General features: G+C 72.2%; 24 protein-coding genes. 20 read left to right on the top strand and 4 right to left on the bottom strand.

Features of this window, described 5'->3' with window-relative positions; genetic code table 11:
* Position 1 precedes the first annotated feature (1 nt).
* The 9 genes from IFT77_RS02640 (at position 2) to leuA (ending at position 9,086) form a co-directional block, all read left to right on the top strand.
* Positions 2–751, top strand: coding sequence for a 16S rRNA (uracil(1498)-N(3))-methyltransferase (locus tag IFT77_RS02640; protein ID WP_192041831.1), 750 nt, complete (start codon positions 2–4; stop codon positions 749–751).
* Between the two features lie 97 nt (positions 752–848).
* On the top strand, positions 849–1,253 hold the full coding sequence (locus IFT77_RS02635) for an HIT domain-containing protein (RefSeq protein WP_192169150.1): 405 nt from the start codon (positions 849–851) through the stop codon (positions 1,251–1,253).
* Positions 1,243–2,373 (top strand): PhoH family protein, encoded by a 1,131-nt coding sequence (locus IFT77_RS02630; protein WP_371740900.1) that lies wholly within the window; start codon positions 1,243–1,245, stop codon positions 2,371–2,373. The genes IFT77_RS02635 and IFT77_RS02630 overlap by 11 nt, the downstream gene beginning before the upstream one ends.
* Positions 2,370–2,831 (top strand): rRNA maturation RNase YbeY, encoded by a 462-nt coding sequence (ybeY, locus tag IFT77_RS02625; RefSeq protein ID WP_192041828.1) that lies wholly within the window; start codon positions 2,370–2,372, stop codon positions 2,829–2,831. The genes IFT77_RS02630 and ybeY overlap by 4 nt, the downstream gene beginning before the upstream one ends.
* A gap of 7 nt (positions 2,832–2,838) precedes the next feature.
* The gene (locus IFT77_RS02620; protein ID WP_192042331.1) at positions 2,839–4,155 is read left to right on the top strand and encodes a hemolysin family protein; all 1,317 of its coding nucleotides are present in this window, start codon (positions 2,839–2,841) and stop codon (positions 4,153–4,155) included.
* A complete protein-coding gene (gene era, locus IFT77_RS02615; protein ID WP_228506190.1) occupies positions 4,152–5,090 on the top strand; it encodes a GTPase Era in 939 nt (312 codons plus the stop codon). Before IFT77_RS02620 ends, era begins: the two co-directional genes overlap by 4 nt.
* A gap of 106 nt (positions 5,091–5,196) precedes the next feature.
* Entirely contained in the window at positions 5,197–6,468 is a 1,272-nt protein-coding gene (locus IFT77_RS02610; RefSeq protein ID WP_192041827.1) for a sensor histidine kinase, read from the top strand.
* Complete coding sequence (locus tag IFT77_RS02605; RefSeq protein ID WP_192169148.1) at positions 6,465–7,136, top strand: response regulator transcription factor; 672 nt, start codon at positions 6,465–6,467, stop codon at positions 7,134–7,136. Before IFT77_RS02610 ends, IFT77_RS02605 begins: the two co-directional genes overlap by 4 nt.
* A 189-nt stretch (positions 7,137–7,325) precedes the next feature.
* Complete coding sequence (gene leuA, locus IFT77_RS02600) at positions 7,326–9,086, top strand: 2-isopropylmalate synthase (RefSeq protein ID WP_192169147.1); 1,761 nt, start codon at positions 7,326–7,328, stop codon at positions 9,084–9,086.
* A 460-nt stretch (positions 9,087–9,546) separates the two neighbouring features.
* On the opposite strand, the gene IFT77_RS02595 is transcribed toward leuA, so the two are convergent.
* Positions 9,547–10,209: a trimeric intracellular cation channel family protein gene (locus IFT77_RS02595; protein WP_123546142.1), complete on the bottom strand. Its 663-nt coding sequence runs from the start codon at positions 10,207–10,209 to the stop codon at positions 9,547–9,549.
* Between the two features lie 34 nt (positions 10,210–10,243).
* Here IFT77_RS02595 and recO point away from each other — a divergent pair, with 34 nt between their 5' ends.
* Both recO and IFT77_RS02585 read left to right on the top strand, forming a co-directional pair.
* The gene (gene recO, locus IFT77_RS02590; protein WP_192041824.1) at positions 10,244–11,011 is read left to right on the top strand and encodes a DNA repair protein RecO; all 768 of its coding nucleotides are present in this window, start codon (positions 10,244–10,246) and stop codon (positions 11,009–11,011) included.
* Positions 11,008–11,847, top strand: coding sequence for an isoprenyl transferase (locus IFT77_RS02585; protein WP_192041823.1), 840 nt, complete (start codon positions 11,008–11,010; stop codon positions 11,845–11,847). Before recO ends, IFT77_RS02585 begins: the two co-directional genes overlap by 4 nt.
* Here the strand turns inward: IFT77_RS02585 and IFT77_RS02580 are convergent.
* Together IFT77_RS02580 and IFT77_RS02575 are read right to left on the bottom strand one after the other, a co-directional pair.
* Complete coding sequence (locus IFT77_RS02580) at positions 11,844–12,518, bottom strand: hypothetical protein (protein ID WP_192169146.1); 675 nt, start codon at positions 12,516–12,518, stop codon at positions 11,844–11,846. The genes IFT77_RS02585 and IFT77_RS02580 overlap by 4 nt on opposite strands.
* A gap of 32 nt (positions 12,519–12,550) precedes the next feature.
* Positions 12,551–13,513, bottom strand: a complete 963-nt coding sequence (locus tag IFT77_RS02575) for a LysR family transcriptional regulator (protein WP_192169145.1) — start codon at positions 13,511–13,513, stop codon at positions 12,551–12,553.
* A gap of 81 nt (positions 13,514–13,594) precedes the next feature.
* On the opposite strand from IFT77_RS02575, the gene IFT77_RS02570 reads away from it, so the two are divergent.
* From IFT77_RS02570 to IFT77_RS02550, 5 genes are all read left to right on the top strand, one after another.
* Positions 13,595–14,659 carry an aminotransferase class V-fold PLP-dependent enzyme gene (locus tag IFT77_RS02570; protein ID WP_192169144.1) on the top strand — a complete coding sequence of 355 codons (1,065 nt, stop codon included), beginning with the start codon at positions 13,595–13,597 and terminating at the stop codon, positions 14,657–14,659.
* Positions 14,660–14,791: 132 nt separating this feature from the next.
* Positions 14,792–16,177, top strand: coding sequence for a glycine--tRNA ligase (locus IFT77_RS02565; protein WP_192041819.1), 1,386 nt, complete (start codon positions 14,792–14,794; stop codon positions 16,175–16,177).
* A gap of 522 nt (positions 16,178–16,699) precedes the next feature.
* A complete protein-coding gene (locus tag IFT77_RS02560) occupies positions 16,700–17,665 on the top strand; it encodes a hypothetical protein (protein WP_192041818.1) in 966 nt (321 codons plus the stop codon).
* On the top strand, positions 17,662–18,399 hold the full coding sequence (locus IFT77_RS02555) for a DsbA family protein (protein ID WP_192041817.1): 738 nt from the start codon (positions 17,662–17,664) through the stop codon (positions 18,397–18,399). The genes IFT77_RS02560 and IFT77_RS02555 overlap by 4 nt, the downstream gene beginning before the upstream one ends.
* Positions 18,396–18,593, top strand: a complete 198-nt coding sequence (locus IFT77_RS02550) for a hypothetical protein (RefSeq protein WP_192041816.1) — start codon at positions 18,396–18,398, stop codon at positions 18,591–18,593. Before IFT77_RS02555 ends, IFT77_RS02550 begins: the two co-directional genes overlap by 4 nt.
* Here IFT77_RS02550 and IFT77_RS02545 read toward each other — a convergent pair.
* Entirely contained in the window at positions 18,583–19,116 is a 534-nt protein-coding gene (locus IFT77_RS02545) for an aminoacyl-tRNA deacylase (protein ID WP_192041815.1), read from the bottom strand. The genes IFT77_RS02550 and IFT77_RS02545 overlap by 11 nt on opposite strands.
* A gap of 15 nt (positions 19,117–19,131) precedes the next feature.
* On the opposite strand from IFT77_RS02545, the gene dusB reads away from it, so the two are divergent.
* From dusB to IFT77_RS02525, 4 genes are all read left to right on the top strand, one after another.
* A complete protein-coding gene (gene dusB / locus IFT77_RS02540) occupies positions 19,132–20,289 on the top strand; it encodes a tRNA dihydrouridine synthase DusB (protein ID WP_192041814.1) in 1,158 nt (385 codons plus the stop codon).
* A 74-nt stretch (positions 20,290–20,363) separates the two neighbouring features.
* Positions 20,364–21,635 carry a deoxyguanosinetriphosphate triphosphohydrolase gene (locus tag IFT77_RS02535; protein WP_371740897.1) on the top strand — a complete coding sequence of 424 codons (1,272 nt, stop codon included), beginning with the start codon at positions 20,364–20,366 and terminating at the stop codon, positions 21,633–21,635.
* A gap of 55 nt (positions 21,636–21,690) precedes the next feature.
* The gene (gene dnaG / locus IFT77_RS02530) at positions 21,691–23,601 is read left to right on the top strand and encodes a DNA primase (protein ID WP_192169143.1); all 1,911 of its coding nucleotides are present in this window, start codon (positions 21,691–21,693) and stop codon (positions 23,599–23,601) included.
* A 208-nt stretch (positions 23,602–23,809) separates the two neighbouring features.
* Complete coding sequence (locus IFT77_RS02525) at positions 23,810–25,435, top strand: ABC transporter substrate-binding protein (RefSeq protein ID WP_192041812.1); 1,626 nt, start codon at positions 23,810–23,812, stop codon at positions 25,433–25,435.
* Positions 25,436–25,519: the final 84 nt, after the last annotated feature.

The raw sequence follows: 25,519 nt of genomic DNA, 5'->3' as shown, positions 1-25,519 counted from the left end.
CGTGGCCCACTTCTACCTGGTCGACGACCTGACGGACGCGTCCGTCGGGAGCACAGTCGTGGTCGAGGGGCAGGAGGCGCGGCACGCGGTCACGGTCAGCCGGGTCCGTGTCGGCGAGGCACTCGCCCTCGGCGACGGGCGCGGCACGTCCGTGCGGGGCGAGGTCGTCGAGGCGACGGACTCGCGGCTCACGCTGGTCGCCGCCGAGGTGGCCCGGGTCGAGCGGCCGGGGACCCGGCTCGTGCTCGTCCAGGCGCTGGCCAAGGGCGACCGCGACGAGCTCGCCGTCCAGGCCGCGACCGAGCTGGGCGTCGACGAGGTCGTGCCGTGGTCGGCCGCCCGCAGCGTCTCGCGCTGGGAGGGCGCCAAGGTGGCGAAGGGCACGGCCCGGTGGCGCTCCATCACGCGGGAGGCGACGAAGCAGGCGATCCGGCCGTGGGCTCCCGTGGTCTCCGAGCTGTCGACGACGAAGCAGGTCGCGGCACGGGCCGCGGACGACAGGGCGCTCGTCCTCGTGCTCGAGCCGAGCGCCGAGCGGGCGCTCTCCGACGTCGTCGTCGAGGGCGGGGGAGGCGCGCCGTCGTCGGTCCTGGTGGTGGTCGGCCCCGAGGGCGGCATCTCGCCCACGGAGCTCGAGCTGCTCGCGAGCGCGGGTGCCGTGCCGGTTCGGCTCGGCGACGCCGTGCTGCGCACCTCGACGGCGGGGCCCGCCGCCCTCGCGGTGCTGAGCGTGCGGCTGGGGCGCTGGTAAGCGCCGGGCCGCCGGCGGGGGCCGTGGCGCCGTGCCGGCGCTGAGGGCCGTGCCGCTGGTGGGGGCCGTGTCGGCGGCCGCGACTACCATGGGACGCATGTCCGAGCCAGAGCCAGCACCGACCGAGTCGTCGGTCTTCAGCCGCATCATCTCGCGCGAGATCCCGGCCGACGTGGTCTTCGAGGACGACTCGGTGATCGCCTTCCGCGACATCGCGCCCCAGGCACCGTTCCACGTGCTCGTCGTGCCCAAGACCTCGCGTCACCGCGACGTCGTCGAGCTCGCGGCCGCCGATCCGGCCCTGCTCGCCCACGTCGTGTCGACGGCCTCGGCGCTCGCCTCCGACCCGGCACTCGTCGGCGACGAGGTCGTGGCGGCCTCGGGCGGCACGGGCGAGTTCCGACTGATCTTCAACACCGGCGCCTCCGCCGGCCAGACCGTGTTCCACGTGCACGCCCATGTGCTCGCAGGCCCCCTCGAGGAAGGCTCCCTTGCCCACTAGCGAGACCCGCTCCACCGACCCTCAGCCCGCAGGCGAGGGCACCACGCGCGTCGACCTCACCGTCGACGGTGTCGCCATGGTCCAGCTGCTCGGTCCCCAGGACCGCCTGCTGCGCACCGTCGAGAAGCAGTACCCCGACGTGCGCGTGCTCGTCCGGGGCAACGAGGTCGCCCTCGAGGGCCCGACCGCGTCCGTGAGCCGGGCCCGGGTGCTCGTCGACGAGCTCGTCGGGCTCGTCCGCGGAGGCCACGACCTCGCGCCGGCCGAGGTCGAGACGTCTGCGAAGCTGCTCGACTCGGGGGCGGCGGCACCGTCCGACGTGTTCGGCCAGCCCATCGTCTCGAGCCGCGGCAAGGCCGTGCGCGCGAAGACCCTCGGGCAGAAGCAGTACGTCGACGCCATCGACCAGCACACGATCACGTTCGGCATCGGCCCCGCAGGCACGGGCAAGACCTACCTGGCGATGGCGAAGGCCGTCCAGGCCCTGCAGCGCCGCGAGGTGCAGCGCATCATCCTCACGCGCCCCGCGGTCGAGGCCGGCGAACGGCTCGGCTTCCTGCCCGGCACGCTGACCGACAAGATCGACCCTTACCTGCGCCCGCTCTACGACGCGCTGAACGAGATGATGGACCCGGAGATCGTGCCGAAGCTGCTGGCGGCGGGCACCGTCGAGGTGGCGCCCCTGGCGTACATGCGCGGCCGGACGCTGAACGACGCGTTCGTGGTGCTCGACGAGGCGCAGAACACGACGCCCGAGCAGATGAAGATGTTCCTCACGCGTCTCGGGTTCGACTCGCGGATGGTCGTCACCGGCGACGTCACGCAGGTCGACCTGCCCACCGGGGCCAGCGGCCTCCAGCTCGTCACCCGTGTCCTCGACGACATCGACGACATCCACTTCGCCCGGCTGACCAGCGACGACGTGGTCCGCCACACCCTCGTCGGGCGGATCGTCGACGCCTACACGACCTACGACGCCGAGCGGCAGGCCCAGCGGGCCGAACGGCAGGAGGCGGCGAGCACCTCCGTGTCGACCGGTCCGGTCGGCGACGGTGCGAACCGGGCCGAGCGACGGTCGTCCGCGAGCCGAGACCGGCTCCCGAAGAGAGGCACCCGATGAGCATCGAGGTCAACAACGAGTCCGGCCTCGAGGTCGACGAGGCGGCGATCCAGCGCCTGGCGACCTTCGCGCTCGACCAGATGCACGTGCACCCCGAGGCCGAGCTCGCGATCGTCTTCGTCGACGAGGCGGCGATGGAGCAGCTGCACGTCCAGTGGATGGACGAGCCGGGTCCCACCGACGTGCTCAGCTTCCCGATGGACGAGCTCCGTCCCGGCACGGAAGACGAACCCACGCCGGCCGGCCTGCTCGGCGACATCGTGGTCTGCCCGCAGGTCGCGGTCGCCCAGGCGGCCACGGCGGGCCACAGCCCCCTCGACGAGATGCTGCTGCTGACCTGTCACGGCGTGCTGCACCTCCTCGGCTTCGACCACGCCGAGCCCGACGACGAACGCGAGATGTTCGGTCTCCAGCGCGAGATCCTCGCCGCGTTCGCCGGCGCCGACGAAAGACGGTGACGCCGTGATGGTCACCGTGTTCGTCATCGTGGCCGTCGTGCTCGTCGTCCTCGGGGGGCTGCTCGCGGCCGTCGACGCCGCGCTGGGGGTGCTGAGTCGGGGCGACCTGCTCGAGGAAGCCGAGTCGTCGCCCCGCAGCAGCGCCTCGTTGTCCGCGGTCGCCGCCGACGTCGGAGCCCACGTCAACGCGGTCAACTTCACGCGGGTGGTCGCCGAGACGTCCGCTGCGGTCCTGGTCTCGCTCTCGTTCGCGTTCACGGTCGAGCCCTGGTGGCTCGCCCTGCTGTTGTCGGCGTTGATCATGACCCTCGTGTCGTTCGTGCTCGTCGGCTCCAGCCCGCGCAGCGTGGGCCGGGCGCACGCCCGGGGCCTCGTCGTCGCGACCGCGGGCCTCGTCCGGGGCCTCCGTGTCGTGCTCGGACCGCTCGCCGACGCCCTCGTCGCGATCGGCAACCGGGTCACGCCGGGCCGGCCCCGCAGTGCGTCGTTCTCGTCCGAGGAGCAACTCCTCAGCATGGTCGACGAGGCCACCGAGCTCGACGTCCTCGAAGAAGACGACCGTGAGCTGATCCATTCGATCTTCGAGTTCAGCGACACGGTGGTCCGCGAGGTCATGGTGCCCCGCACCGACATGGTCACCATCGAGTCGACGGCGTCCGTCCGCTCCGCCATGAGCCTCTTCCTGGGGCGCGGGGTCTCGAGGGTGCCGGTGGTCGGCCGCGACAGCGACGACGTGGTCGGGGTCGTCTACCTCCGCGACCTCGCCCGGCGCCTCCACGAGCACGCCGGCGCCGACGACGCCGCGGTGGCCGACCTCGCACGCCCCGCGGTCTTCGTGCCCGAGTCGAAGAAGGCCGACGACGCGCTCCGGCAGATGCAGCTCGACAAGAACCACCTCGCGATGGTCGTCGACGAGTACGGCGGCATCGCCGGCCTCGTCACCCTCGAGGACCTCATCGAAGAACTGGTCGGCGACATCAGCGACGAGTACGACCGCACCGTCGCCGAGCACCGGGAGATCTCCCCGGGGGTCTACCGCGTCAGCGCACGGCTGGCCGTCGACGAGCTCGGCGACCTCTTCGGCATCGAGCTCGACGACGACGACGTCGACTCCGTCGGCGGCCTCCTCACGAAGCAGCTCGGGCGCCTGCCCGAGAAGGGGTCGACCGTCACCGTCTCCGGTCTCGTGCTCACGGCGGACCGCACGGAGGGGCGACGTCGCGACCTCCAGACGGTCCTCGTCGAGCGCGACCCTGCCCTGGTCTCCGCACAGGTGGCCTTCACCGACCCCGATCCCGTCCCCTCCCCGAGAGAAGCACCATGACGACCACCGGCGACGACTCCGTCCTGCCTCCCATGCCGACCGCCGGCCCCGACCACCGTGCGGGCTTCGTCTCGTTCGTGGGGCGGCCGAACGTCGGGAAGTCGACCCTCACGAACGCGCTCGTCGGCGAGAAGGTGGCCATCACCTCCTCGAAGCCCCAGACGACCCGGCGGGCCATCCGCGGGATCGTGCACCACCCCGCGGGCCAGCTCGTGCTCGTGGACACCCCCGGCATGCACCGGCCCCGCACCTTGCTCGGCGAGCGCCTCAACGACGTGGTGCAGACGACCCTGGGCGACGTCGACGTGATCGGGCTCTGCATCCCGGCCGACGAGAAGATCGGTCCCGGCGACAAGTTCATCAACGAACAGCTCGACGCGTTCCCGCGGGCCAAGAAGGTCGCGATCGTCACGAAGACGGACACGACCTCGCGGCCGGCCGTGGCGGAGCAGCTGCTCGCGGTGAGCCGGTTGCGCGACTGGGAGGCGATCATCCCGCTCTCCGCCCTCGGCGACGTGCAGCTCGACGTCCTCGCCGACGAGCTCATCAAGCTCATGCCGCTCTCGCCCGCGCTCTACCCGGCCGACGCCGTGACCGAGGAGGTCCTCGAGGACAGGGTCTCCGAGTACATCCGGGAGGCGGCGCTCGAGGGCGTGCAGGACGAACTCCCGCACTCCCTCGCGGTCACCATCGACGACATGGTCCAGCGCGACGACAAGGACATCCTCGAGATCTACGCGAACCTCTTCGTCGAGCGCGACAGCCAGAAGGCCATCGTCATCGGCAAGGGCGGCGCGAGGCTGCGCGAGGTCGGTGCGCGCGCACGGGCACAGATCGAGCCGCTCGTCGGCCACCAGGTGTTCCTGTCGATCCGGGTCAAGGTCGCGAAGGACTGGCAGCGCGACCCGAAGCTGCTCGGCCGCCTGGGCTTCTGATCCTCGGTGGGCGCCCGTCCCTCCACAGGATGATCCTGGTCGGCCGCTGGTCGTCGGGACGTCCGTGGCCCACCCGGTCGGCCCGTCCGCGCCCTACGCTCGTCGGATGAGCTTCCGCCGCCTCGCGCCTTACCAGGTCGTCGTCGACGTCTCGGCGGCCCTCCTGCTCGGGTTCGTCTCCCTGCTGTTCCTCGAGGGCGACCTCGTGGGCGGCCTGGTCGTGCTCGGCATGGTCGTCGCCGCGGCGATCCGGCGCCTGTCCCCGTCGCTGGCGTTGACGATCGCCTGGGCCGTCGCCCTCGGCGAGATGGTCTCGCTGTCGACACCAGGCATCAGCAACCTCGCCGTCTGCGCCGTGCTCTACTCCGTCGCCGCGTACGGAAGCGAGCGGGCGAAGTGGGCGGGTCTCGGGTCCGTGGCCCTGGGCGCGATCTCGGGCACCTTCTACGTCTCGTTCGTGCAGACGTCGCTCTTCGGCATCGACTACAACGTCTACGGCATCACCGACGTGGTCCGGATCCTCCTGCAGCTCGGCATCACGTTCCTCGGTTTCCTCGGGCTCCTCGGCCTGCCGTGGGCCGCCGGCCTGCTGACCCGGGCGCGCTCGACCGCGCGGGTGAGCCGGGAGGCGCAGCTCACCGCCGAGCGCGAGACCGCACGGGCCGAGGGCGACGCCGCGCGGGCCGAGCGCGAGGCGGCGCGGGCCGAGCGCGACATCGCCGTCGAGCAGGAGCGCAACCGGATCGCTCGCGACATGCACGACGTCGTCGCCCACTCGCTCGCCGTCGTGATCGCCCAGGCCGACGGCGCACGCTACGCCGCGAGGGTCGATCCCACGAGCGTCGACGAGGCGCTGCAGACCATCGCGGGCACGGCCCGCGAGGCGCTCGGGGACGTCCGAGTGCTGCTCGGGCAGCTGCGGCACAGCCAGGGCGAGGCACCGCAGCCCGCGCTGGGCGACCTCGACCGCCTCCTCGACCAGATGCGCGGCTCCGGTCTGCAGATCGACCACCGCGTGCACGGCGAGCCCCAGCAGCTCGGCACCAACCGACAGCTCGCCGTGTTCCGCATCGTCCAGGAGTCGCTGACCAACGCGCTCCGGCACGGGTCGCGGGACGCTCCGGTCGAGTTGCTGTTCGACTGGCGCTACGACGCCCTCCACCTGGTGGTCTCGAACGTGGTCCGTCCGGTCACCGAGCCCGTCGACACGCGGGCGACGGGCGAGACGCGCCGCGGCGGCCACGGTCTCGACGGGATGCGCGAGCGGGCCACGCTGGCCGGCGGGTCGCTCACCACCCAGGACGCCGACGGACGGTTCGTCGTCCATGCCATCGTGCCGACGCTGGCGCTCACTCAAGAAGTAGGGATGATCCGATGACCACCACGATCCGCGTCGCCCTGGTCGACGACCAGGCGCTCTTCCGGGCCGGCATCAAGATGCTCGTCGGCTCCCAGCCCGACCTCGAGTTCGTCGGCGAGGCCAGCGACGGCGAGGAGGGGGTGGCGATGGTCGCCGAGGCACGTCCGGACGTCGTCCTCATGGACATCCGGATGCCCGTGATGGACGGGATCGCCGCGACGAGTGCCGTCGTGGCCCAGGCCGAGGCGGCGGCTCGACGCCCGCCTCGCATCATCGTGCTCACGACCTTCGACCTGGACGAGGCGGCGACCCGGGCGATCCGGGGAGGCGCCAGCGGCTTCGTCCTGAAGGACGCGGACCCCGAGTTCCTGCTCGCCGCGATCCGCACCGTCCACGCGGGCACCGCCGTGATCGCGGCGTCGGCCACACGGGAGCTCTTCGAGCACTTCGACGGCCGCTCCTCCCGGGCGGCGTCGATCCCGCCCGCCTTCGGCACCCTGACCAGTCGCGAGCGGGACATCTTCGACCTCGCAGCCCGAGGGCTCAGCAACTCGGAGATCGCCGGGCGCGAGTTCCTCAGCGAGGCCACGGTCAAGACGCACATCAGCCGGGTGCTGTCGAAGCTGTCGCTGCGCGACCGCGTCCAGCTCGTCGTGTACGCGTACGAGCACGGGATCGCCGAGTAGCAGCTGCCGACAGGGCTCGTCCGTCACGGATCGGGCTCGGGTGCTAGATTCGCCTCGTGCTGTTCGGTCTGCTCCTCCTTAGCTGCCGCGACGAGTCCTGACCCAGGCCTCCCTCGTCGCGGAGTTCGTCGTCGGCCGACACCATCCACGCGCTGAGGCCCCGTCGTCGGGGCAGAGAAGACCTGAGTCATGAAGAACGCACAGATCCCGTCGGGGATGCCGACCCACAAGTACCGCCCGTTCCACGAGCAGATCGCCGTCGACCTGCCCGACCGCACGTGGCCCTCTCGTCGCATCACTGAGGCTCCGCGCTGGTGCGCCGTCGACCTCCGAGACGGCAACCAGGCCCTCATCGACCCGATGAGCCCTGAGCGCAAGCGCATCATGTTCGACCTGCTCGTCGGCATGGGCTACAAGGAGATCGAGGTCGGCTTCCCGAGCGCCTCGCAGACCGACTTCGACTTCGTCCGCAGCCTGATCGAGACAGGCGCCATCCCGGACGACGTCACGATCCAGGTGCTGACCCAGGCACGTGAGCACCTGATCGCCCGGACGTACGAGGCCATCGCCGGTGCGAAGCAGGCCATCGTGCACCTCTACAACTCGACGAGCGTCCTGCAGCGGGACGTCGTCTTCCGCACCGACCGGCAGGGCATCGTCGACATCGCCCTCGAGGGCGTCCGGCTCTGCCGCGCGGCCGAGGCGACCATCCCCGAGACGGCCGTGTTCTACGAGTACTCGCCCGAGAGCTACACCGGCACGGAGCTCGACTTCGCCCTCGACATCTGCAACCAGGTCATCGAGGCCTTCGACGCGACGCCCGAGCGTCCCGTCATCGTCAACCTGCCGGCCACCGTCGAGATGGCGACCCCGAACGTGTACGCCGACTCGATCGAGTGGATGCACCGCAACCTCGCGCGCCGTGACAGCGTCATCCTGTCGCTCCACCCGCACAACGACCGCGGCACGGGCATCGCCGCCGCCGAGCTGGGCTACCTGGCCGGCGCCGACCGCATCGAGGGCTGCCTCTTCGGCAACGGCGAGCGCACCGGCAACGTCGACCTCGTCGCGCTCGGCATCAACCTCTTCACGCAGGGCATCGACCCCCAGATCGACTTCAGCGACCTCGACAAGGTCAAGCGCACCGCCGAGCACTGCAACCAGCTGCCGGTGCCGGAGCGCAGCCCGTGGGCGGGCGACCTCGTCTACACGGCCTTCAGCGGCTCCCACCAGGACGCCATCAAGAAGGGCTTCGAGGCGATGGCCGCCGAGGCGGAGGCGACGGGGACGAGCGTCGACGACCTCGTCTGGGCTGTGCCCTACCTGCCGGTCGACCCGAAGGACCTGGGCCGGAGCTACGAGGCCGTCATCCGCGTCAACTCCCAGTCCGGCAAGGGCGGCGTCGCCTACCTGCTCAAGGCCGACCACGCGATCGACCTGCCGCGCAAGCTGCAGATCGAGTTCAGCGGGGTCGTCCAGGCGCGCACCGACGCCGAGGGCGGCGAGATGTCGAGCGCCCACATCTGGACGATCTTCCAGGACGAGTACCTGCCCGCTCCGATCGACGACGACAAGTGGGGCCGGTTCGAGCTGACGCGCACGGGGACCTCCAGCGACATGGGCGGCGTGACGTCGCTCGACGTCGACCTCCGCGTGGGCGACACGGTCGAGTCGACCTCCGGCCGGGGCAAGGGCCCGATCGACGCCTTCATCCAGGTCCTCGCCGACCACGGGGTGCGCGTCGAGCTCTACGACTACGTCGAGCACACCCTCAGCGCGGGCGGCGACGCCCAGGCCGCGGCGTACGTCGAGCTCGACGTCGACGGGACGCGCCTCTGGGGCGTGGGCATCGACGCCGACATCTCGACGGCGTCGCTCAAGGCCATCGTCTCGGCGGTGAACCGCGCCGTCCGCCGGACGACGACGGTGCGCGAGCTCGCCACGGCCTAGCCGCTGCGCGGCCGCTGCAGCCGGGCCGCCGCTCGGCCCGGCTGCAGCGGGCCGCTGGCTCCGTCGGCAGGCCGCTGATCGTGTCGGCAACTCCTGACGCGTGCGCGGTCACGCGCGCGGGTGGCGCTGGCGCGCGGCAGCGCCGACGCACCGGTCAGGAGTTGCCGACACGAGTCCCCACTGCCCGTCCGACCAGCCCCGCCCCACCGGTCCGGGCTGTGCGGTCCGGACTCGGTCCGGTCACACGTGCTCGACGTCGTGTCGGCAACTCCTGATCCACGAGCGACCGCGCTGGCGGACGTTCCGGGCGCGCGGCCGCGCCGGGGCACCCGTCAGGAGTTGCCGACACGGAGCGCGCCGGTGCGACGGCCTGCGCCGACACCGAGCGCGCCGGTGCGACGGCCTGTGCCTGCGCAGGCGGCAGCGGCAGCGGCAGCGGCGCGGCGGATGCCGACCTACGTCAGCGCGGTCGACGCCAGCGCGGCAGCCGGCTCAGGGCGCGCTGCTCGGGCAGTGTCCAGCCGAAGCGCACGGCCAGCAGCCGGATCACCAGGGTGACCGACGTCCCGATGATCGCGGAGAGCGCCACCGGCGCCCCGACCGACACGAGCACGACGAGCACGACGGTCCCGGCGGCGGCGGCCACGGCGTAGAGCGACCCGACGTGCATCATCGCGATGGTCAGGTTCATCAACAGGTCCCGCAGCACCGAGCCCCCGACCGCGGAGATCACCCCGACGAACACGGCAGGGATCTCGGGCAGCCCGAGCGCCAGCGCCTTCGTCGAGCCGATCGCGCCGAACAGGCCGATGGTGAGGGCGTCCAGGGCGGTGATCAGCCCCGCGAGCCGGTGGAACAGGCGCTGCAGCGCCATCCCGACGAGGGCGGCGGCCACGGCCACGAGCAGGTACCAGTTGCTCGACATGGCGCGGGGCACCTGCCCGAGCAGCACGTCGCGCAGGATGCCGCCGCCGAGCCCGGTGGCGATGCCGATGATCGCGACCCCGAGCAGGTCGAGCCGGCGGTCCTTGAACTCGGAGGCGAACATGGCGCCCTGCAGGCTGCCGACCCCGACGGCGAGGAGGTCGGCCCACAGGGGGATGGCGAAGGCCGTGGCGTGCATCCTGCACTTGTACCACGCGTGGGATCATGGCCGAGTGCCCGTGTACCGAGATGAATGCGTCGTGCTGCGCACCCACAAGCTGGGTGAGGCGGACCGCATCCTGACCATGCTCAGCCGCCAGCACGGCAAGATCCGGGCCGTGGCCAAGGGTGTCCGGCGTACCGGGTCGAAGTTCGGCTCGCGTCTCGAGCCGATGATGGTGGCGGACGTGCAGCTCTACGAGGGCCGGTCGCTCGACGTGGTGACCCAGGCTGAGTCGCTGGGCTCCTACGGTGCCCTGATCGCCGCCGACTACGCGAGCTACACGGCCGGGAGCGTCATGGTCGAGACGGCCGACAAGCTGACCGACGCCGAGGCCGGCCTGCAGCAGTACCTCCTCCTCGTCGGCGCCCTGCGGTCGCTGAGCCGGCGGGAGCACGCCCCCCAGCTCACCCTCGACTCCTACCTGCTCCGCGCGCTCAGCATCGCCGGCTGGTCGCCGAGCTTCGGCGACTGTGCCGTGTCGGGCGCCCCGGGGCCGCACTCGGCGTTCGTGGTGCAGCTCGGGGGAGTGGTGGCCGACGAGCACGCGCCTCCGGGGGCTCCGCGACTCGCGCCTCCCGCGCTCGGGCTGCTCTCGGCGCTGCTGACCGGCGACTGGGAGGCAGCCGACGCGACCCCGGACGCGACCCGCAACCAGGCGAGCGGCGTCGTCGCCGCGTACACCCAGTGGCACCTCGAGCGCGGCCTCCGCTCGCTCCAGCACATCGACCGAGAGCCAGGCCGGGCACTGCCCGCTGCCGCCAGGGAAGGCACCCCGTGAAGAAGACCCACCGCGACGCCGTCGACTGGCGCCCCGTCGACTGGACGGGCCTGTACCCGCCCGAGCTGCCCCGGGGCGCCGTCCCCGAGCACGTCGCCATCGTCATGGACGGCAACGGGCGATGGGCGAACGCGCGAGGCCTGTCCCGTGTCGAGGGCCACAAGCAGGGCGAGGCCTCGCTGCTCGACGTCGTCGCCGGCGCCATCCAGCTCGGCGTGAAGCACCTGAGCGTCTACGCATTCTCGACCGAGAACTGGAAGCGCTCGCCCGACGAGGTCAAGTTCCTGATGGGCTTCAACCGCGACGTCCTGCACCGGAGGCGCGACCAGCTGAACGCGTGGGGCGTGCGCGTCCGGTGGGCGGGCCGCAAACCGCGGCTCTGGGGCTCCGTGATCAAGGAGTTGCAGTACGCCGAGGAGCTCACCCGGGGCAACGACGTGCTGACCCTCACGATGTGCGTCAACTACGGCGGCCGCACCGAGATCGCCGATGCCGTCCGCGCCATCGCCGAGGACGTGGCGGCAGGTCGGGTCAAGCCGTCGGGCGTCAGCGAGAAGCTCATCCAGCGGCACCTGTACGCGCCCGAGCTGCCCGACGTCGACCTCTTCGTCCGCAGCTCGGGCGAGCAGCGGACGAGCAACTTCCTGCTGTGGCAGTCGGCCTACGCCGAGATGGTGTTCCTCGACCGGCTCTGGCCGGACTTCTCGAGGACAGACCTGTGGGAGGCGGTGGTCACGTACGCCAGACGCTCTCGCCGCTTCGGCGGGGCCGTCGACGCGCCGACGCCGGCGGCCAGCGGCATCAGCACCGGCGCCGACACGACCGGCAGCGCCTAGAACTGGATGTTCGCACCGAGGAAGATCCGCTCGGCGGGCCAGAGGAACTGCAGGGTGAGGGGCCCGTCGGCGGGCCGGTGGAACCAGGCGTTGGCGAACACGGCCGACTCGCCCGGCAGCAGGTACCAGGTCGCCGCGTCGGCCGGGAAGGCCGACTCGAGCGACGTCGAGTAGCCGGCGTCCGTCAGCAGGTCCTGGCCGGCGAACACGTCCTGTTGAGCGAGGTCGTTGCCGTAGGCGGAGTAGTCGGCGCTGAGGTCGGTGAGGTCGAGCCGCCGCTGCGAGTTGTTGGCGAGCACGTAGGCGGTGGCCTCGACGGTGGTGCCGACTGGGTAGGGATCAGTGCCGTCGGGCCGCGCGTAGATGGAGGGCGCCGTGGTCGTCAGGGTGCCGACGCTGTAGACGTAGATCGTGAGGTCCTTGTAGTTGACCTGGTTGAGGAGCGTGCCGCCCGGTGCCAGCTCGTCGGGCGAGGCGCCGCCCGTGCCGCCGGTGCCCGGTGCGCCCGTGACCTGCGGCTGGGGCGCCTGGGTGGCCGTGCCGCCCAGGCCCGAGCCGTCGTCGACGCCGCCCTGGCCGACCGGCTGCAGGGTCGTGAGGTCGGGGAAGCAGGCGGTGAGGCCCACCAGCACGACGGCGGCGAGGCCGACGGCGGTCAGTCGTCTCTTCACGGAGCAGGCACCCTTCGTCTCGTCCGGTCAGCCTAGCTCGGGCCTGCGACAGCGCCCTGCGGCCCGACCGCCTCGAGGCCGTGCCGGTCCGGCAGCACCGCGGCCACCGCCTCCGTGAGGACACGGATGCTGGGCACCCGCCGGGCCCCGCGGCGGTGCGCGACCGCGATGACCCGCGAGACGGACGGGGGCAGGGTGACGACCCGCACCTCCTCGGGGATCGCCGCCGACTGCAGCGACAGGCCCGGCAGCAGCGCGATCCCGAGGCCCGCCGCGACGAGGCCGAGCACGGCGAGCGCGTTGTCGGTCTCGAGGACGATCTCGGGCACGAAGTCTGCGGCCGCACAGGTGGTCAGGAGGTGGCCGCGGCAGCGCGGGCAGCCCCCGATCCAGCGCTCGTCGTGCAGCGCGCCGAAGTCGTCGCCCTCGACGAACGGGTGGGCGCGGGGCAGCACGAGCACGGTGCGGTCGACGAACAGCGCTGTCTCGCGGAGCGACTCGGGCACGCTCTCGCGATCGGTGGCGGCCCGGCCCGCGTGGCGGAACACGACCGCGGCGTCGACAGCTCCGTCGCGCAGCAGCGTCAGCGCCTCGGGGGGCTCCGCCTCGACGTAGTCGACCTGCAGTCCGGGGTGGCTGGTGCGCAGCCGCGACAGCACGTCGGGCACGAGCGTCGAGGAGGCGCTGGGGAAGCCCGCGAGCCGCACCCGTCCCGAGGTCGCGCCGCCGAGGTGGTCGAGCTCCTGGCGCGCCGCGTCGAGAGCGGCCTGCACGTGGACGGCGTGCTCGGCCAGGCGCCGCCCGGCCTCGGTCAGCTCGACCCCGCGGCCCGCCCGCAGCAGCAGGGGGTGGCCCACCCTGGCCTCGGCCCGCCGCAGGTGCTGGCTGAGCGCCGGTTGGCTGTAGCCCAGCTCGGCGGCGGCGGCGGTCACCGTCCCGGTGTCGGCGACGGCGCGCACGATGCGGAGGGTCAACAGATCGAGGTCGTCGGTCATGCTCGAACCATAACGTCACGTTATGTGTGGCGTTGTCATCCTGGCCTTGTCGTCCTGCGGCGCACGGCCCAGTCTGGGGCGATGCCCGACACGACCAGCATCCTGACCGTCCCGGAGGCGGCCTCGCGCTTCGCGAGCGGCACCGGGTACCTCGCCGCGTGCACCATGGGGCTGCCCCTGGCCGAGACTCTCGCGGCCCAGCGCGACGACCTCGACCGCTGGGCCACGGGGTCACGCTCGCCCGTCGCCTACGGGGACGTCGTCGAGCAGGCCAGGGCCTCGTACGCGCGGCTGGTGGGCGTGCCCGTCACGAGCGTCGCCGTCGGCTCGCAGACCTCGGCCATGGTCTCGGTGATCGCCGCGGCCGCGCCCGACGGTGCCGAGGTCGTCTGCGTCGACGGAGACTTCAGCTCGGTCGTCTACCCGTTCCTGCAGCAGGCGCACCGGGGCGTGACGGTGCGCAGCGTCCCGGTCGACGAGCTGGCGGAGGCGGTCGGGCCCTCGACGTGGTGCGTGGCGTGGTCGGCCGTCCAGTCGGCCACCGGCGTCGTTGCCGACGACGCGAGGATCCGCGCCGCGGCCGCGGTCCACGGCGCCCTCACCGTCTGCGACGTGACGCAGGCGGCGGGCGTCCTGCCGGTCGACGCCTCCGCGTGGGACGTCTCGGTCGGGCACGCCTACAAGTGGCTCTGCTGCCCTCGGGGCGCCGCCTTCATGACCCTGTCCGAGCGTGCCCTGGCGGAGCTGCGGCCCGTGCAGGCCGGCTGGTACGCGGGCGACTCGGTCTGGTCGTCCTGCTACGGGCCCGCGATGCAGCTCGCCCACGACGCCCGTGCCTTCGACGTGTCGCCGGCCTGGCCGGCCTGGCCGGGGGCCGCGGCGGCCCTCGAGACGTTCGCCCGCCTCGACCCTGCCGAGACCTGGGCGCACGCCAGCGGGCTCGGCGACGAGCTCTGCCGACGGCTCGACCTGCCCGAGCAGCACCAGGCGATCGTCACGTGGGCGGACGTCGACGGTCGGGCCGCCACCGCGATGGGGGAGGCGGGCCTCACTGTCTCCGCCCGGGCCGGTCGCGTGCGGGTCGCCTTCCACCTCTGGAACAGGGCCGAGGACGTGGAGGCGGTCGTCGCCTCCCTCGGACGCTGACCCGGCCGGTCGAGACGTCGGTGCTCGTCCGGGCGCCCGGCCGGGGCGGGCCGAGCCGCCCGCGCGGCTAGAGTTGCCGGGTACCTCGACCGCCGGGCCCCGAGCCCGGACCGATCCTCTGGAGCACACCCCGTGGCAGCACCCAACCGTCTCGATTCCGTCATCGCCCTGGCCAAGCGCCGCGGGTTCGTCTTCCAGTCGGGCGAGATCTACGGCGGGTCCCGGTCGGCCTGGGACTACGGGCCCCTCGGCGTCGCGCTCAAGGAGAACATCAAGCGCCAGTGGTGGCAGACCATGGTGCAGGGCCGCGACGACGTCGTCGGGCTCGACTCCGCGGTCATCCTGCCGCGCCAGGTGTGGGAGGCGTCCGGGCACGTCGAGGTGTTCAGCGACCCCCTGGTCGAGTCGCTGCACACCCACAAGCGCTACCGCGCCGACCACCTCCTCGAGGCGTACGAGGCCAAGCACGGCCACCCGCCCGAGAACGGCCTCGCCGACGTGCGCGACCCCGAGACCGGGCAGCCCGGGTCGTGGACCGAGCCGCAGAACTTCTCCGGCCTGCTCAAGACGTTCCTCGGGCCGGTCGACAACGAGCAGGGCATGGCGTACCTCCGGCCCGAGACGGCCCAGGGCATCTTCACCAACTTCGACAACATCCTGCAGTCGTCGCGCATCAAGCCGCCCTTCGGGATCGGCCAGATCGGCAAGAGCTTCCGCAACGAGATCACCCCCGGCAACTTCATCTTCCGCACGCGCGAGTTCGAGCAGATGGAGATGGAGTTCTTCGTCGAGCCCGGCAGCGACGAAGAGTGGCACCAGTACTGGATCGACGCCCGCTTCCAGTGGTACGTCGACCTCGGCATCGACCCCGAGAACCTCCGCCTGTACGAGCACGCCCCCGAGAAGCTCTCGCACTACTCGAAGCGCACCGTCGACATCGAGTACCGCTTCCGGTTCGCCGGAGGCGAGTTCGGCGAGCTCGAGGGCGTCGCGAACCGCACCGACTACGACCTCCGGACGCACGCCGCCGCCTCCGGCAAGGACCTGTCGTACTTCGACCAGGCCAAGAACGAGCGCTGGACGCCGTACGTCATCGAGCCCGCCGCCGGCCTGACCCGGTCGCTCATGGCGTTCCTCGTCGACGCGTACACCGAGGACGAGGCGCCCAACGCGAAGGGCGGCGTCGACAAGCGCACCGTGCTGAAGCTCGACCGCCGCCTGGCGCCGATCAAGGTCGCCGTCCTGCCGCTCAGCCGCAACGAGCAGCTGTCGCCGATGGCGCGAGGCCTCGCCGCGGACCTCCGCAAGTACTGGAACATCGACTTCGACGACGCCGGGGCGATCGGCCGTCGCTACCGTCGCCAGGACGAGATCGGCACGCCCTTCTGCGTCACGGTCGACTTCGACTCGCTCGAGGACGACGCGGTGACGGTCCGCGAGCGCGACACGATGGAGCAGCAGCGCATGCCCCTGTCGGCGCTGCGCGGGTACCTCGCGGAGCAGCTGCTCGGCGCCTAGCGCCCCCGCGGGCCTGCCGGGGCCCGCCGGGCCGCCGGCCCTCCGCGCCTGCGGGGCCCGCCGCGCCTGTCCGGGCCGTCGGCCCCGGACGACCCTCGGGGGCCGAGTCGGGTCACCGGTCGGCAACTCCTGCACGGTGCCCCGTGACAGTTGCACGCAGCGGGGTCGCGTGCGACTGCCTGCACTTGTCGCAGGAGTTGCCGACGCCGGCTGGTCCGCGTCGCTCTCGACTCGTACTCGCGGCCTGCTCGCGGGCCCGGGCCCGGGCCCGGGCTGCCGGGTGCGTCGCCCGCGGTCGGCAACTCCTGATCAGGGGCGCCCGAGGGGCTTCGCGGCCGGAGGCCGGTGCTCCGTGCGTCGCGTTCGTCAGGAGTTGCCGACGGGCACGGGGCGGCCCGAGCACCGGGCGCCTGCACGCGGCGGTGGAGGTGCGTCCTCCCCGCCGTCGAGCGGTGCTCGTCTCGTCCACAGGCTGGCCCGCGACGCCAGCACTACGTGCACATGGGCGAAGATCCTCGGGGGATGACGACGATCCGAGAGCTGGTGGCCGCGGCCGGCGGGCTGCTGCACAAGCGCGACCTCGTGGGCCACGGGGCCACCGACAGGCACCTCACGGCGGCGGTGCGGGCTCGGGACGTCCGGCGTCCGAGGCGCGGGTGGTACTCGACCTGGCCGTCCACCGACCCGAGGTTCGTCGCCGTCGCGGTCGGGGGGAGGCTGACCGGGGCAGCCGCGCTCGCCCTCCTGGGCGCGTGGGCCTGGGATCGCCGTCCCCCCGACGTCGTCGTCTCGGTGCCCCGCACCGCGTCGCGCCTGAGGAGCCGCCGCGGCGTGCGCGTCGTGTGGGACGGAGGCGACGTGGTCGATCGGGGCGGGACCGCGACCGTCGACGCCCGCGACGCCCTGGCCCGCGCCGTGGTCGAGGCGCCCTCCTTCGAGGACGCGGTGGTCCTCGCCGACTGGGCCCGGTCCGTCGAGCTGATCACCGAGGCGGACGACCGGGCCGTCCTCGGGCGGCATCGACAGGACGCGTCGGGGCTGGCTGAGTGGAGCGACGTCGGCGCACAGAGCATCCTCGAGAGCGCGGCGGGCACCCGCCTGCGCCTGGCGGGCCGCGTCGTCGAGCGTCAGGTCGTCGTGGGGCCGCGAGGCGAGGCCGTCGACCACGTCGTCGACGGGACGGCGTCGCTCGAGACGGACGGTCGCGAGCACCACGCCGACCACTTCGAGCGCGATCGCCGGAAGGACCTCCTGACGATCGCGGCCGGGTTCGTGCCGTGCCGGGTCAGCTACCGGCAGGTGCGCGAGGAGTGGGCGGCGGTGCAGGAGGCGGTGGACCGGCTCGTGGGGCTCGCCGGCGGCCCGCCGCCCTCAGGGCGCCCCGAGGCGCGGCTGCCGCGCGTGCTGGGCGCGAGGGGCCGCCGCCGCTGGAGGCTGGGGCCTGACCCGGGAATGCGTCGGACCCGCACCGACTTTGCCCTGTCGTGACCGACACGACCACCGCCTCCTCGTCCCTCGCCAGTTCCCCGATCAGAGTCGACGTCTGGAGCGACATCGCCTGCCCGTGGTGCTACATCGGCAAGCGGAAGTTCGAGGACGCGGCGGCGCGCTTCGACGGCGAGGTCGAGGTCGAGTACCACTCCTTCGAGCTGTCGCCCGACACCCCGGTCGACTTCGAGGGCGACGAGGTCGACTTCCTCGCGAAGCACAAGGGCATGCCGGCCGACCAGGTGCGCGGCATGCTCGACCAGGTCACCGGCATCGCCGCCGAGGTCGGGCTCGCTTATGACTTCGGGTCGCTTCACCACACGAACACGGTGAAGGCGCACCAGCTGCTGCACTTCGCCAAGGCGCGCGGCCTGCAGCTCGAGATGACCGAGCGCCTGCTGGCCGCCTACTTCGTCGAGGGCCGTCACGTGGGCCGCGTCGCCGACCTCGGCGACCTCGCCGCCGACGTCGGCCTCGACCGCGCCGAGGTCGTCGCGGCCCTCGAGTCCGACCAGCACCTCGCCGACGTGCGCGCCGACCAGCAGCAGGCGCAGGCGTTCGGCATCACGGGCGTGCCCTTCTTCGTGCTCGAGGGCAAGTACGGGATCTCGGGTGCCCAGGCGCCGGAGGCGTTCCTCGGCGCGCTGCAGCAGGTGCAGTCCGAGCTGGCGACGGCGGGCGGCACCGCGTCCGCCCCGGGTGCGGACACGACTGGGACGGACGCCGTCCGATGAGTCCGTTCGCCATGCTCGGCGACGCGGACGCCCTCGCGTGCGAGGGCGACGCCTGCCTGCTGCCGGCAGCGGTCGCCACGGTCGGCGCCCTGACCCCGAGCGCAGCACCGGTCGGCGCCCTGACGCCGAGCGCGACACCGGCCGATGTCCGGACCGAGGCGGACCCGGCCCCGGAGGCGGCGGTCAGTCGCTGATGTCGGCCACGGTCGCGGAGTACGCCTCGATGAGCTCGTCGGCCTCGACGAACGCGCTCAGGCCGTGCCCGCCGGCGCCCATGGCCACTCGACGACCGACGATCCGCTCGTCGGCCACGACGGGCCAGGCGGTCGAGCTGCCGACGGGAGTGATGGTGCCGCGCTCGAAGCCGGTCGCGTCGAGGGCGACCTCGGCGGCAGGCATCGAGAGCTTGTTGACCCCGACGACGGTCCGCAGCTTGCGCCACGAGATCTGTCGGTCGCCGGGGACGAGCGCGAAGAGGAACGACCCGTCGTGCCGCTTCACCACGAGGCTCTTGACGACCGAGGCCGGATCGACCCCCAGCAGGGCCGCCGCCGCCTCGAGGCTGTCGGCCGCCGGGCGCGCGACGATCTCGACGGCGAGGCCGCGTTCGGCGGCGTCGGCGAGGAGGCGCTGCGTGCCTGGCCCTTGCACGTCGCTCGTCGCCGTGGCGCCGTCCACAGGCGAACCGTCGGAGGCTGTCAGCGCAGGATCGCTCATGGGAGAATCGTACCGATGACCACCTCCACCCTGCCTTCCCCCGGCCTCTCGATCGGACCGATCGACGTGGCCTCGCCCGTCGTGCTCGCGCCGATGGCCGGCATCACCAACACGGCGTACCGCCGCCTGTGCCGCGAGCACGGCGCCGGCCTCTACGTGAGCGAGATGATCACGAGCCGCGCCCTCGTGGAGCGCACCCCCGAGTCGATGCGGCTGATCACGCACCACGAGAGCGAGACGCCCCGCAGCATCCAGCTCTACGGCGTCGAGCCGAACACCGTCGCCGAGGCGGTCACCATGCTGGTCGCCGAGGACCGCGCAGACCACATCGACCTCAACTTCGGCTGCCCCGTGGCGAAGGTGACGCGGCGCGGCGGGGGAGCGGCCCTCCCCTGGAAGATCGGGCTCTTCCGCGAGATCGTCGAGCGAGCGGTGAAGGCCGCCGGTGACGTCCCCCTGACCGTGAAGATGCGGAAGGGCATCGACGACGAGCACCTCACGTACCTCGAGGCGGGCCGGGCGGCCGAGGGCGCGGGGGTCGCGAGCGTCGCGCTGCACGCCCGCACGGCCTCCGAGTACTACTCGGGCCAGGCCGACTGGTCGGCGATCGCGAAGCTGAAGCAGACGGTCACGAGCGTGCCCGTGCTCGGCAACGGCGACATCTGGTCCGCGGCCGACGCGCTCCGCATGGTCGACGAGACGGGCTGCGACGGCGTCGTCGTCGGCCGGGGCTGCCTCGGGCGACCGTGGTTGTTCGGCGACCTCGCGGCCGCGTTCCGCGGCGAGGAGCAGAAGGCCGAGCCGGCCCTCGGCGAGGTGGCCGCGGCGTTCCGCCGGCACGCCGAGCTCCTGGTCGAGTTCTACGACGGCGACGAGCCGCACGCCTGCCGCGACATCCGCAAGCACGTCGCGTGGTACTTCAAGGGCTACCCCGTGGGCGGCGACACGCGAGCCGCCCTGGCGGCCGTCGAGTCGCTGCAGCAGATGGACGACCTGCTGGCGACCCTCGACGCCGCTCAGCCCTACCCCGGCGACGCGGCCGAGGGGCCGCGAGGTCGCGCCGGCAGCCCGAAGCGGCCGTCGCTGCCCGACCGCTGGCTCGAGAGCCGAGAGCTCGACGAGGCGTTCCGCGGCGAGCTCGTCGCGGCCGAGCTGCACCACAGCGGGGGCTGAGGCGTGCCCTCCTCGGTCCGCTTCCCGACCGCCTCCTCGACCTCGTCCGCCCCTGCCACCCCGAGAGGTCCCCGGTGACCACTGCCTCCCTGCACGGCGTCGGCGTCGACTACGCCCCCGCCGACTCCGAGCGCTGGCTGCCCGAACAGCACTCGAACCGCCGGAGCGACTTCGCCCGCGACCGAGCACGCCTGCTGCACTCGAGCGCGCTCCGGCGCCTCGCCGCCAAGACGCAGGTGCTGAGCCCGACTGCGGGGCTCGACTTCGCCCGCAACCGCCTGACGCACTCGCTCGAGGTGGCGCAGGTCGGCCGCGAGCTCGCGACGAGCCTGGGCCTCGACCCCGACGTCGTCGACACCGCGTGCCTGGCCCACGACCTGGGCCACCCGCCCTTCGGGCACAACGGCGAGCGCGCCCTGAACGAGTGGTCCTCGTCGATCGGCGGCTTCGAGGGCAACGCGCAGACCCTCCGTCTGCTCACCCGCATCGAGCCGAAGGTCATCGACGCGACGGGCCGCAGCTTCGGCCTCAACCTCACCCGCGCCAGCCTCGACGCGAGCTGCAAGTACCCGTGGCCGGCGGCGCAGGGCGTCCCCGACCCGGGCGGACGCATGAAGTTCGGCTTCTACGACGACGACACGGCCGCCTTCGACTGGCTGCGGGCCGGTGCGCCGAGGCGTCGCCGCTGCATCGAGGCCCAGGTGATGGACCTCTCCGACGACATCGCCTACTCGGTGCACGACTTCGAGGACGCCGTGGTCAACGGCTACGTCGACGTGTCGAGCCTGGGGTCGCCCGACGGCCACGAGGCCCTGGTCACGGCCATGCACGCGTGGGTCGGCGGCGAGCTCAGCCGGGACGAGCTCGAGGAGGCCTTCGACCGCCTCCGCCGCCAGCCCTTCTGGCTCCGGTCCTACGACGGCGGCCGTCTCGACCAGGCCCGCCTCAAGAACTTGACCAGCCAGCTGATCGGCCGCTTCGCCGGCTCGGCCACGCAGTCCACGCGCGAGTCGTACGCCGAGCAGTCCCTGATCCGGTTCAGCGCGAGCATGGTCATCTCTCCCGACGTGATCGGCGAGATCGCCGTGCTCAAGGGCATCACGGCGGCCTTCGTGATGACGCAGGGCCACCGCCAGCCGATCTACGAGCGTCAGCGCGAGGTCCTCACGACCCTGTCCGACGCCCTCTGGGCGACGGGCGACTCCGAGCTCGACCCCGGCTTCCGTGCCGACTGGGCCGTCGCGGACGACGATGCCGGCAGGAGGCGCGTGGTCGTCGACCAGGTCGCCTCCCTGACCGACCAGAGCGCCGTCAGCTGGCACGACCGCCTCGTCGGGGCGCGATGAGCGGCCCCGTGACCTCCGTCGCCACCCGGCCCGAGCTCCGAGGAGGGACCGTCCCGTGCCCGGCCTGATCAAGCGCGACGACATCGACGAGGTGCGCTCCCGCACGAACATCGCCGACGTCGTCGGCGACCACGTCACGCTCAAGGGCGCCGGCGTCGGCTCGCTGAAGGGCCTCTGCCCGTTCCACGACGAGCGCAGCCCGAGCTTCCACGTCCGCCCCCAGGTCGGTCGGTACCACTGCTTCGGCTGCGGCGAGGACGGCGACGTCTACAGCTTCGTGATGAAGACCGACCACACGACCTTCCAGGAGGCGGTCGAGCGGCTGGCGAGCCGGATCGGGTTCACGCTGCGCTACGAAGACGGCGGCAAGGCGAGCGACCACGGCGGTCGAGCGCGCCTCATCGCCGCGAACGAGGCCGCGCGGGAGTTCTTCGCCCAGCACCTCACCGCCGCGGACGCGGACCCGGCCCGTCGGTTCCTCGGCGAGCGCGGTTTCGACCCTGCGGCGGCCGAGCGCTTCGGCGTGGGGTTCGCGCCCAAGTCGTTCGACGCCCTCCGCTCTCACCTCAAGGGCGCGGGCTTCGCCGACGAGGAGCTCGTCACGGCCGGGCTGCTGAGCCAGGGCGACCGCAGCCCCTACGACCGGTTCCGGGGCCGTCTCGTGTGGCCGATCCGCGACGTCACCGGGTCGACCATCGGCTTCGGGGCCAGGCGCCTCCTCGACGACGACAAGGGCCCGAAGTACCTGAACACCCCCGAGACGCCGATCTACCACAAGTCGCAGGTCCTCTACGGGCTCGACCTCGCCCGTCGCGACATCGCGAAGGGCAAGCAGGTCGTCATCGTCGAGGGCTACACGGACGTCATGGCGTGCCACCTCGCGGGCGTGACGACCGCCGTCGCGACCTGCGGCACCTCCTTCGGCGTCGACCACATCAAGCTGCTGCGGCCGATGCTGGGCGAGAGCGCGGGGCACGACCTCTCGGCGCTCGGCCAGGTCGTCTTCACGTTCGACCCCGACGAGGCCGGCCAGAAGGCCGCGTCGCGGGCCTTCGCCGAGGAGCAGCGGTTCCAGACGCAGACGTTCGTCGCCCTCCCGCCCGAGGGCCTGGACCCTTGCGACCTGCGGCTCGCGAGGGGGGACGACGCCGTCCGGCGCATGATCGACACCCGTCGACCGATGTTCGAGTTCATGATCCAGCGCAGCGTCGTGGGGTTCGACCTCGAGACGGTCGAGGGCCGTGCCAGCGCGGTGCGAGCAGCTGCCCCGGCCGTCGCGTCCATCCGCGACAACTCGATCCGCCTCGGCTACGCGCGCTTCCTCGCGAAGGCGGTCGGAGAGGACACGGAGAGCGTCGTGGAGGTCGTGACGTCCGTGATGCGCCAGGCGCAGGCCGTCGCGGCGGCACCTCGTGCGCTGCCGGCCAACGCCTCCGAGGGGCGCCAGTCCATCACGAGCCTGCCGCCCCTGCCCGAGGAGCCCGCCGGGCCCAGCCTCATGTCGCTGCCCGGCGACCTGACGACCCGCACCGAGCGCGACGCGGTCATGGCCATGCTGCAGCACCCCGACGCCGTGGGCTTCGAGCTGATGAGGCGAGCGGTCCAGGCGCGACTCGAGACCACCTCCCTGGCGGTCGTGCGCGACGCCATCGGCGCGAGCCTCGACAAGTTCGGCGACGCCTCCTGGCTCGACGTCGTGCTCGACCAGACGCCCGCGCCGTTCGACGCCCTGGCGAAGGAGCTGGCGGTCGCGCCGATCCCGGAGCGCCAGGACAGGGAGATCACGACCTACTGCCGCGGCATCGTCGTCTCGATCGTCGAACGGGACCTGATCAGGGAGAAGTCGGAGCTGATGGGCCGGTCGTTCCGCACGGACGTCAAGACCGACCCCGACAAGTGGCGAGAGATCCAGGTGCAGCTCGCCGCCCTCGAGGTCGAGCGGAGAGCGCTCACCGCCGAGCAGTGAGGGCCGTGCCGCGGCTGCGAGAGCGGCGCCGGTACGTCATCGTGACGTCATCGGACCACGTGGCAAACTTCGTTGCGAGTTTGTAAACGATCGCCTATCGGTTGCAGCCGAGAGCTGACTGTGTGTTACCAATAGCTACCCCCCGTGCACTGTCGCACCCACAGCTGCGGCCTCGGGGTCCCTGCACACAGAGAAAGAGGCAACCGGAATGACATCCGACTCCAGGCTCAACCGCCGCGTCCTCGCCGTCATGGGAGGAGCAGCCGCCACGGCTCTCGTCCTGGCCGGCTGCGCGTCCGGCGGCGACGCGGCCGACGACGCGCTCAACGGCATCAGCGTCGGCACCACCGACGTCATCACCTCCCTCGACCCGGCCGGGTCGTACGACAACGGCTCGTTCGCGGTGCAGAACCAGGTCTTCGGGTTCCTCATGAACTCGCCCTACGGCAGCCCGGACGTCGAGCCCGACCTCGCCGAGTCGGCCGAGTTCACCGACCCCACCACCTACACGGTCACCCTCAAGGACGGGCTGACGTTCGCCAACGGCAACGCACTGACCTCGAGCGACGTCAAGTTCACCTTCGACCGCCAGCTGGCGATCGCGGACGACAACGGCCCCTCGTCGCTGCTCGGCAACCTCGCCAGCACGGAGGCCCCCGACGACAAGACCGTCGTCTTCACGCTGAAGGGCGCCGACCAGACCTGGCCGCAGATCCTGTCGAGCCCCGCCGGCCCCATCGTCGACGAGGACGTCTTCTCCGCGACCAGCCTGACCGCGCCCGACGACATCGTGGAGGGCAACGCCTTCTCCGGGCAGTACACGATCACCGACTACTCCGAGAACGAGTCGATCCAGTACGCGGCCAACGACTCCTACGACGGCGTCCTGGGCGCGGCGAAGACCGATTCGGTCACCGCCACCTACTTCACGGAGGAGACCGACCTCAAGCTCGCCGTGCAGGAGGGCGACGTCGACGTCGCGAACCGCAGCCTGAGCCCGACCGACCTCGCCGACCTGGCGAAGGACGACTCGTTGACCGTGCACAACGGCCCCGGCGGCGAGACCCGCTACATGGTCTTCAACTTCGACACGATGCCCTACGGCGCGACCCAGCCCGACGCCGACGCGGCGAAGGCCCTGGCGGTCCGCCAGGCCGTCGCGAGCGTCGTCGACCGCGAGGCCCTCGCCAAGGAGGTGTACAACGACACGTACACGCCCCTCTACTCGGTCGTCCCCGACGGCCTGACCGGTGCCACCAAGCCGCTCGAGTCGCTGTACGGCGACGGCCAGGGCGGCCCCGACGCGGACGCCGCGACCGCGACGCTGTCGACGGCCGGCGTGGACGTGCCCGTCCAGCTCGACCTGCAGTACAGCCCCGACCACTACGGCGCGTCGAGCGACGAGGAGTACGCCCTCATCAAGACGCAGCTCGAGGCGTCGGGCCTGTTCACCGTGAACCTGCAGTCGACCCTGTGGGACACCTACTCCACCGAGCGCCGCCAGGACGCCTACCCGGTGTACCAGCTCGGCTGGTTCCCCGACTTCTCGGACGCGGACAACTACCTGTCGCCGTTCTTCGTGAAGGACAACTTCGTCGGCAACCACTACGACTCGGCGGCCGTCCAGGCCCTGCTGTCGCAGGAGATCGCCGAGGGTGACGAGACGGCCCGCACCGCGCTCATCGGGGACGTCCAGGACGCCGTCGCGGCCGACCTGCCGACGCTGCCGCTCCTCCAGGGCACGCAGGTCGTCGTCTCGGCCAGCGACGTCCAGGGCGTCGACGACACGCTGGACTCGTCGTTCAAGTTCCGCTACGGAGCGCTCAGCCGCTAGTCGGCAGGACGACCGCCTCACGGCACGACGACGAGGGGTGCTCCGCCCACGGGCGGGGCACCCCTCGCGTCCGCCTCCGTTCCA

Origin of the sequence: Frigoribacterium sp. CFBP 13729 (assembly GCF_014841875.1) — a bacterium.
In the GTDB taxonomy this organism is placed as follows: Bacteria; Actinomycetota; Actinomycetes; order Actinomycetales; family Microbacteriaceae; genus Frigoribacterium.
This window is presented reverse-complemented; position numbering and strand designations above follow the sequence as displayed.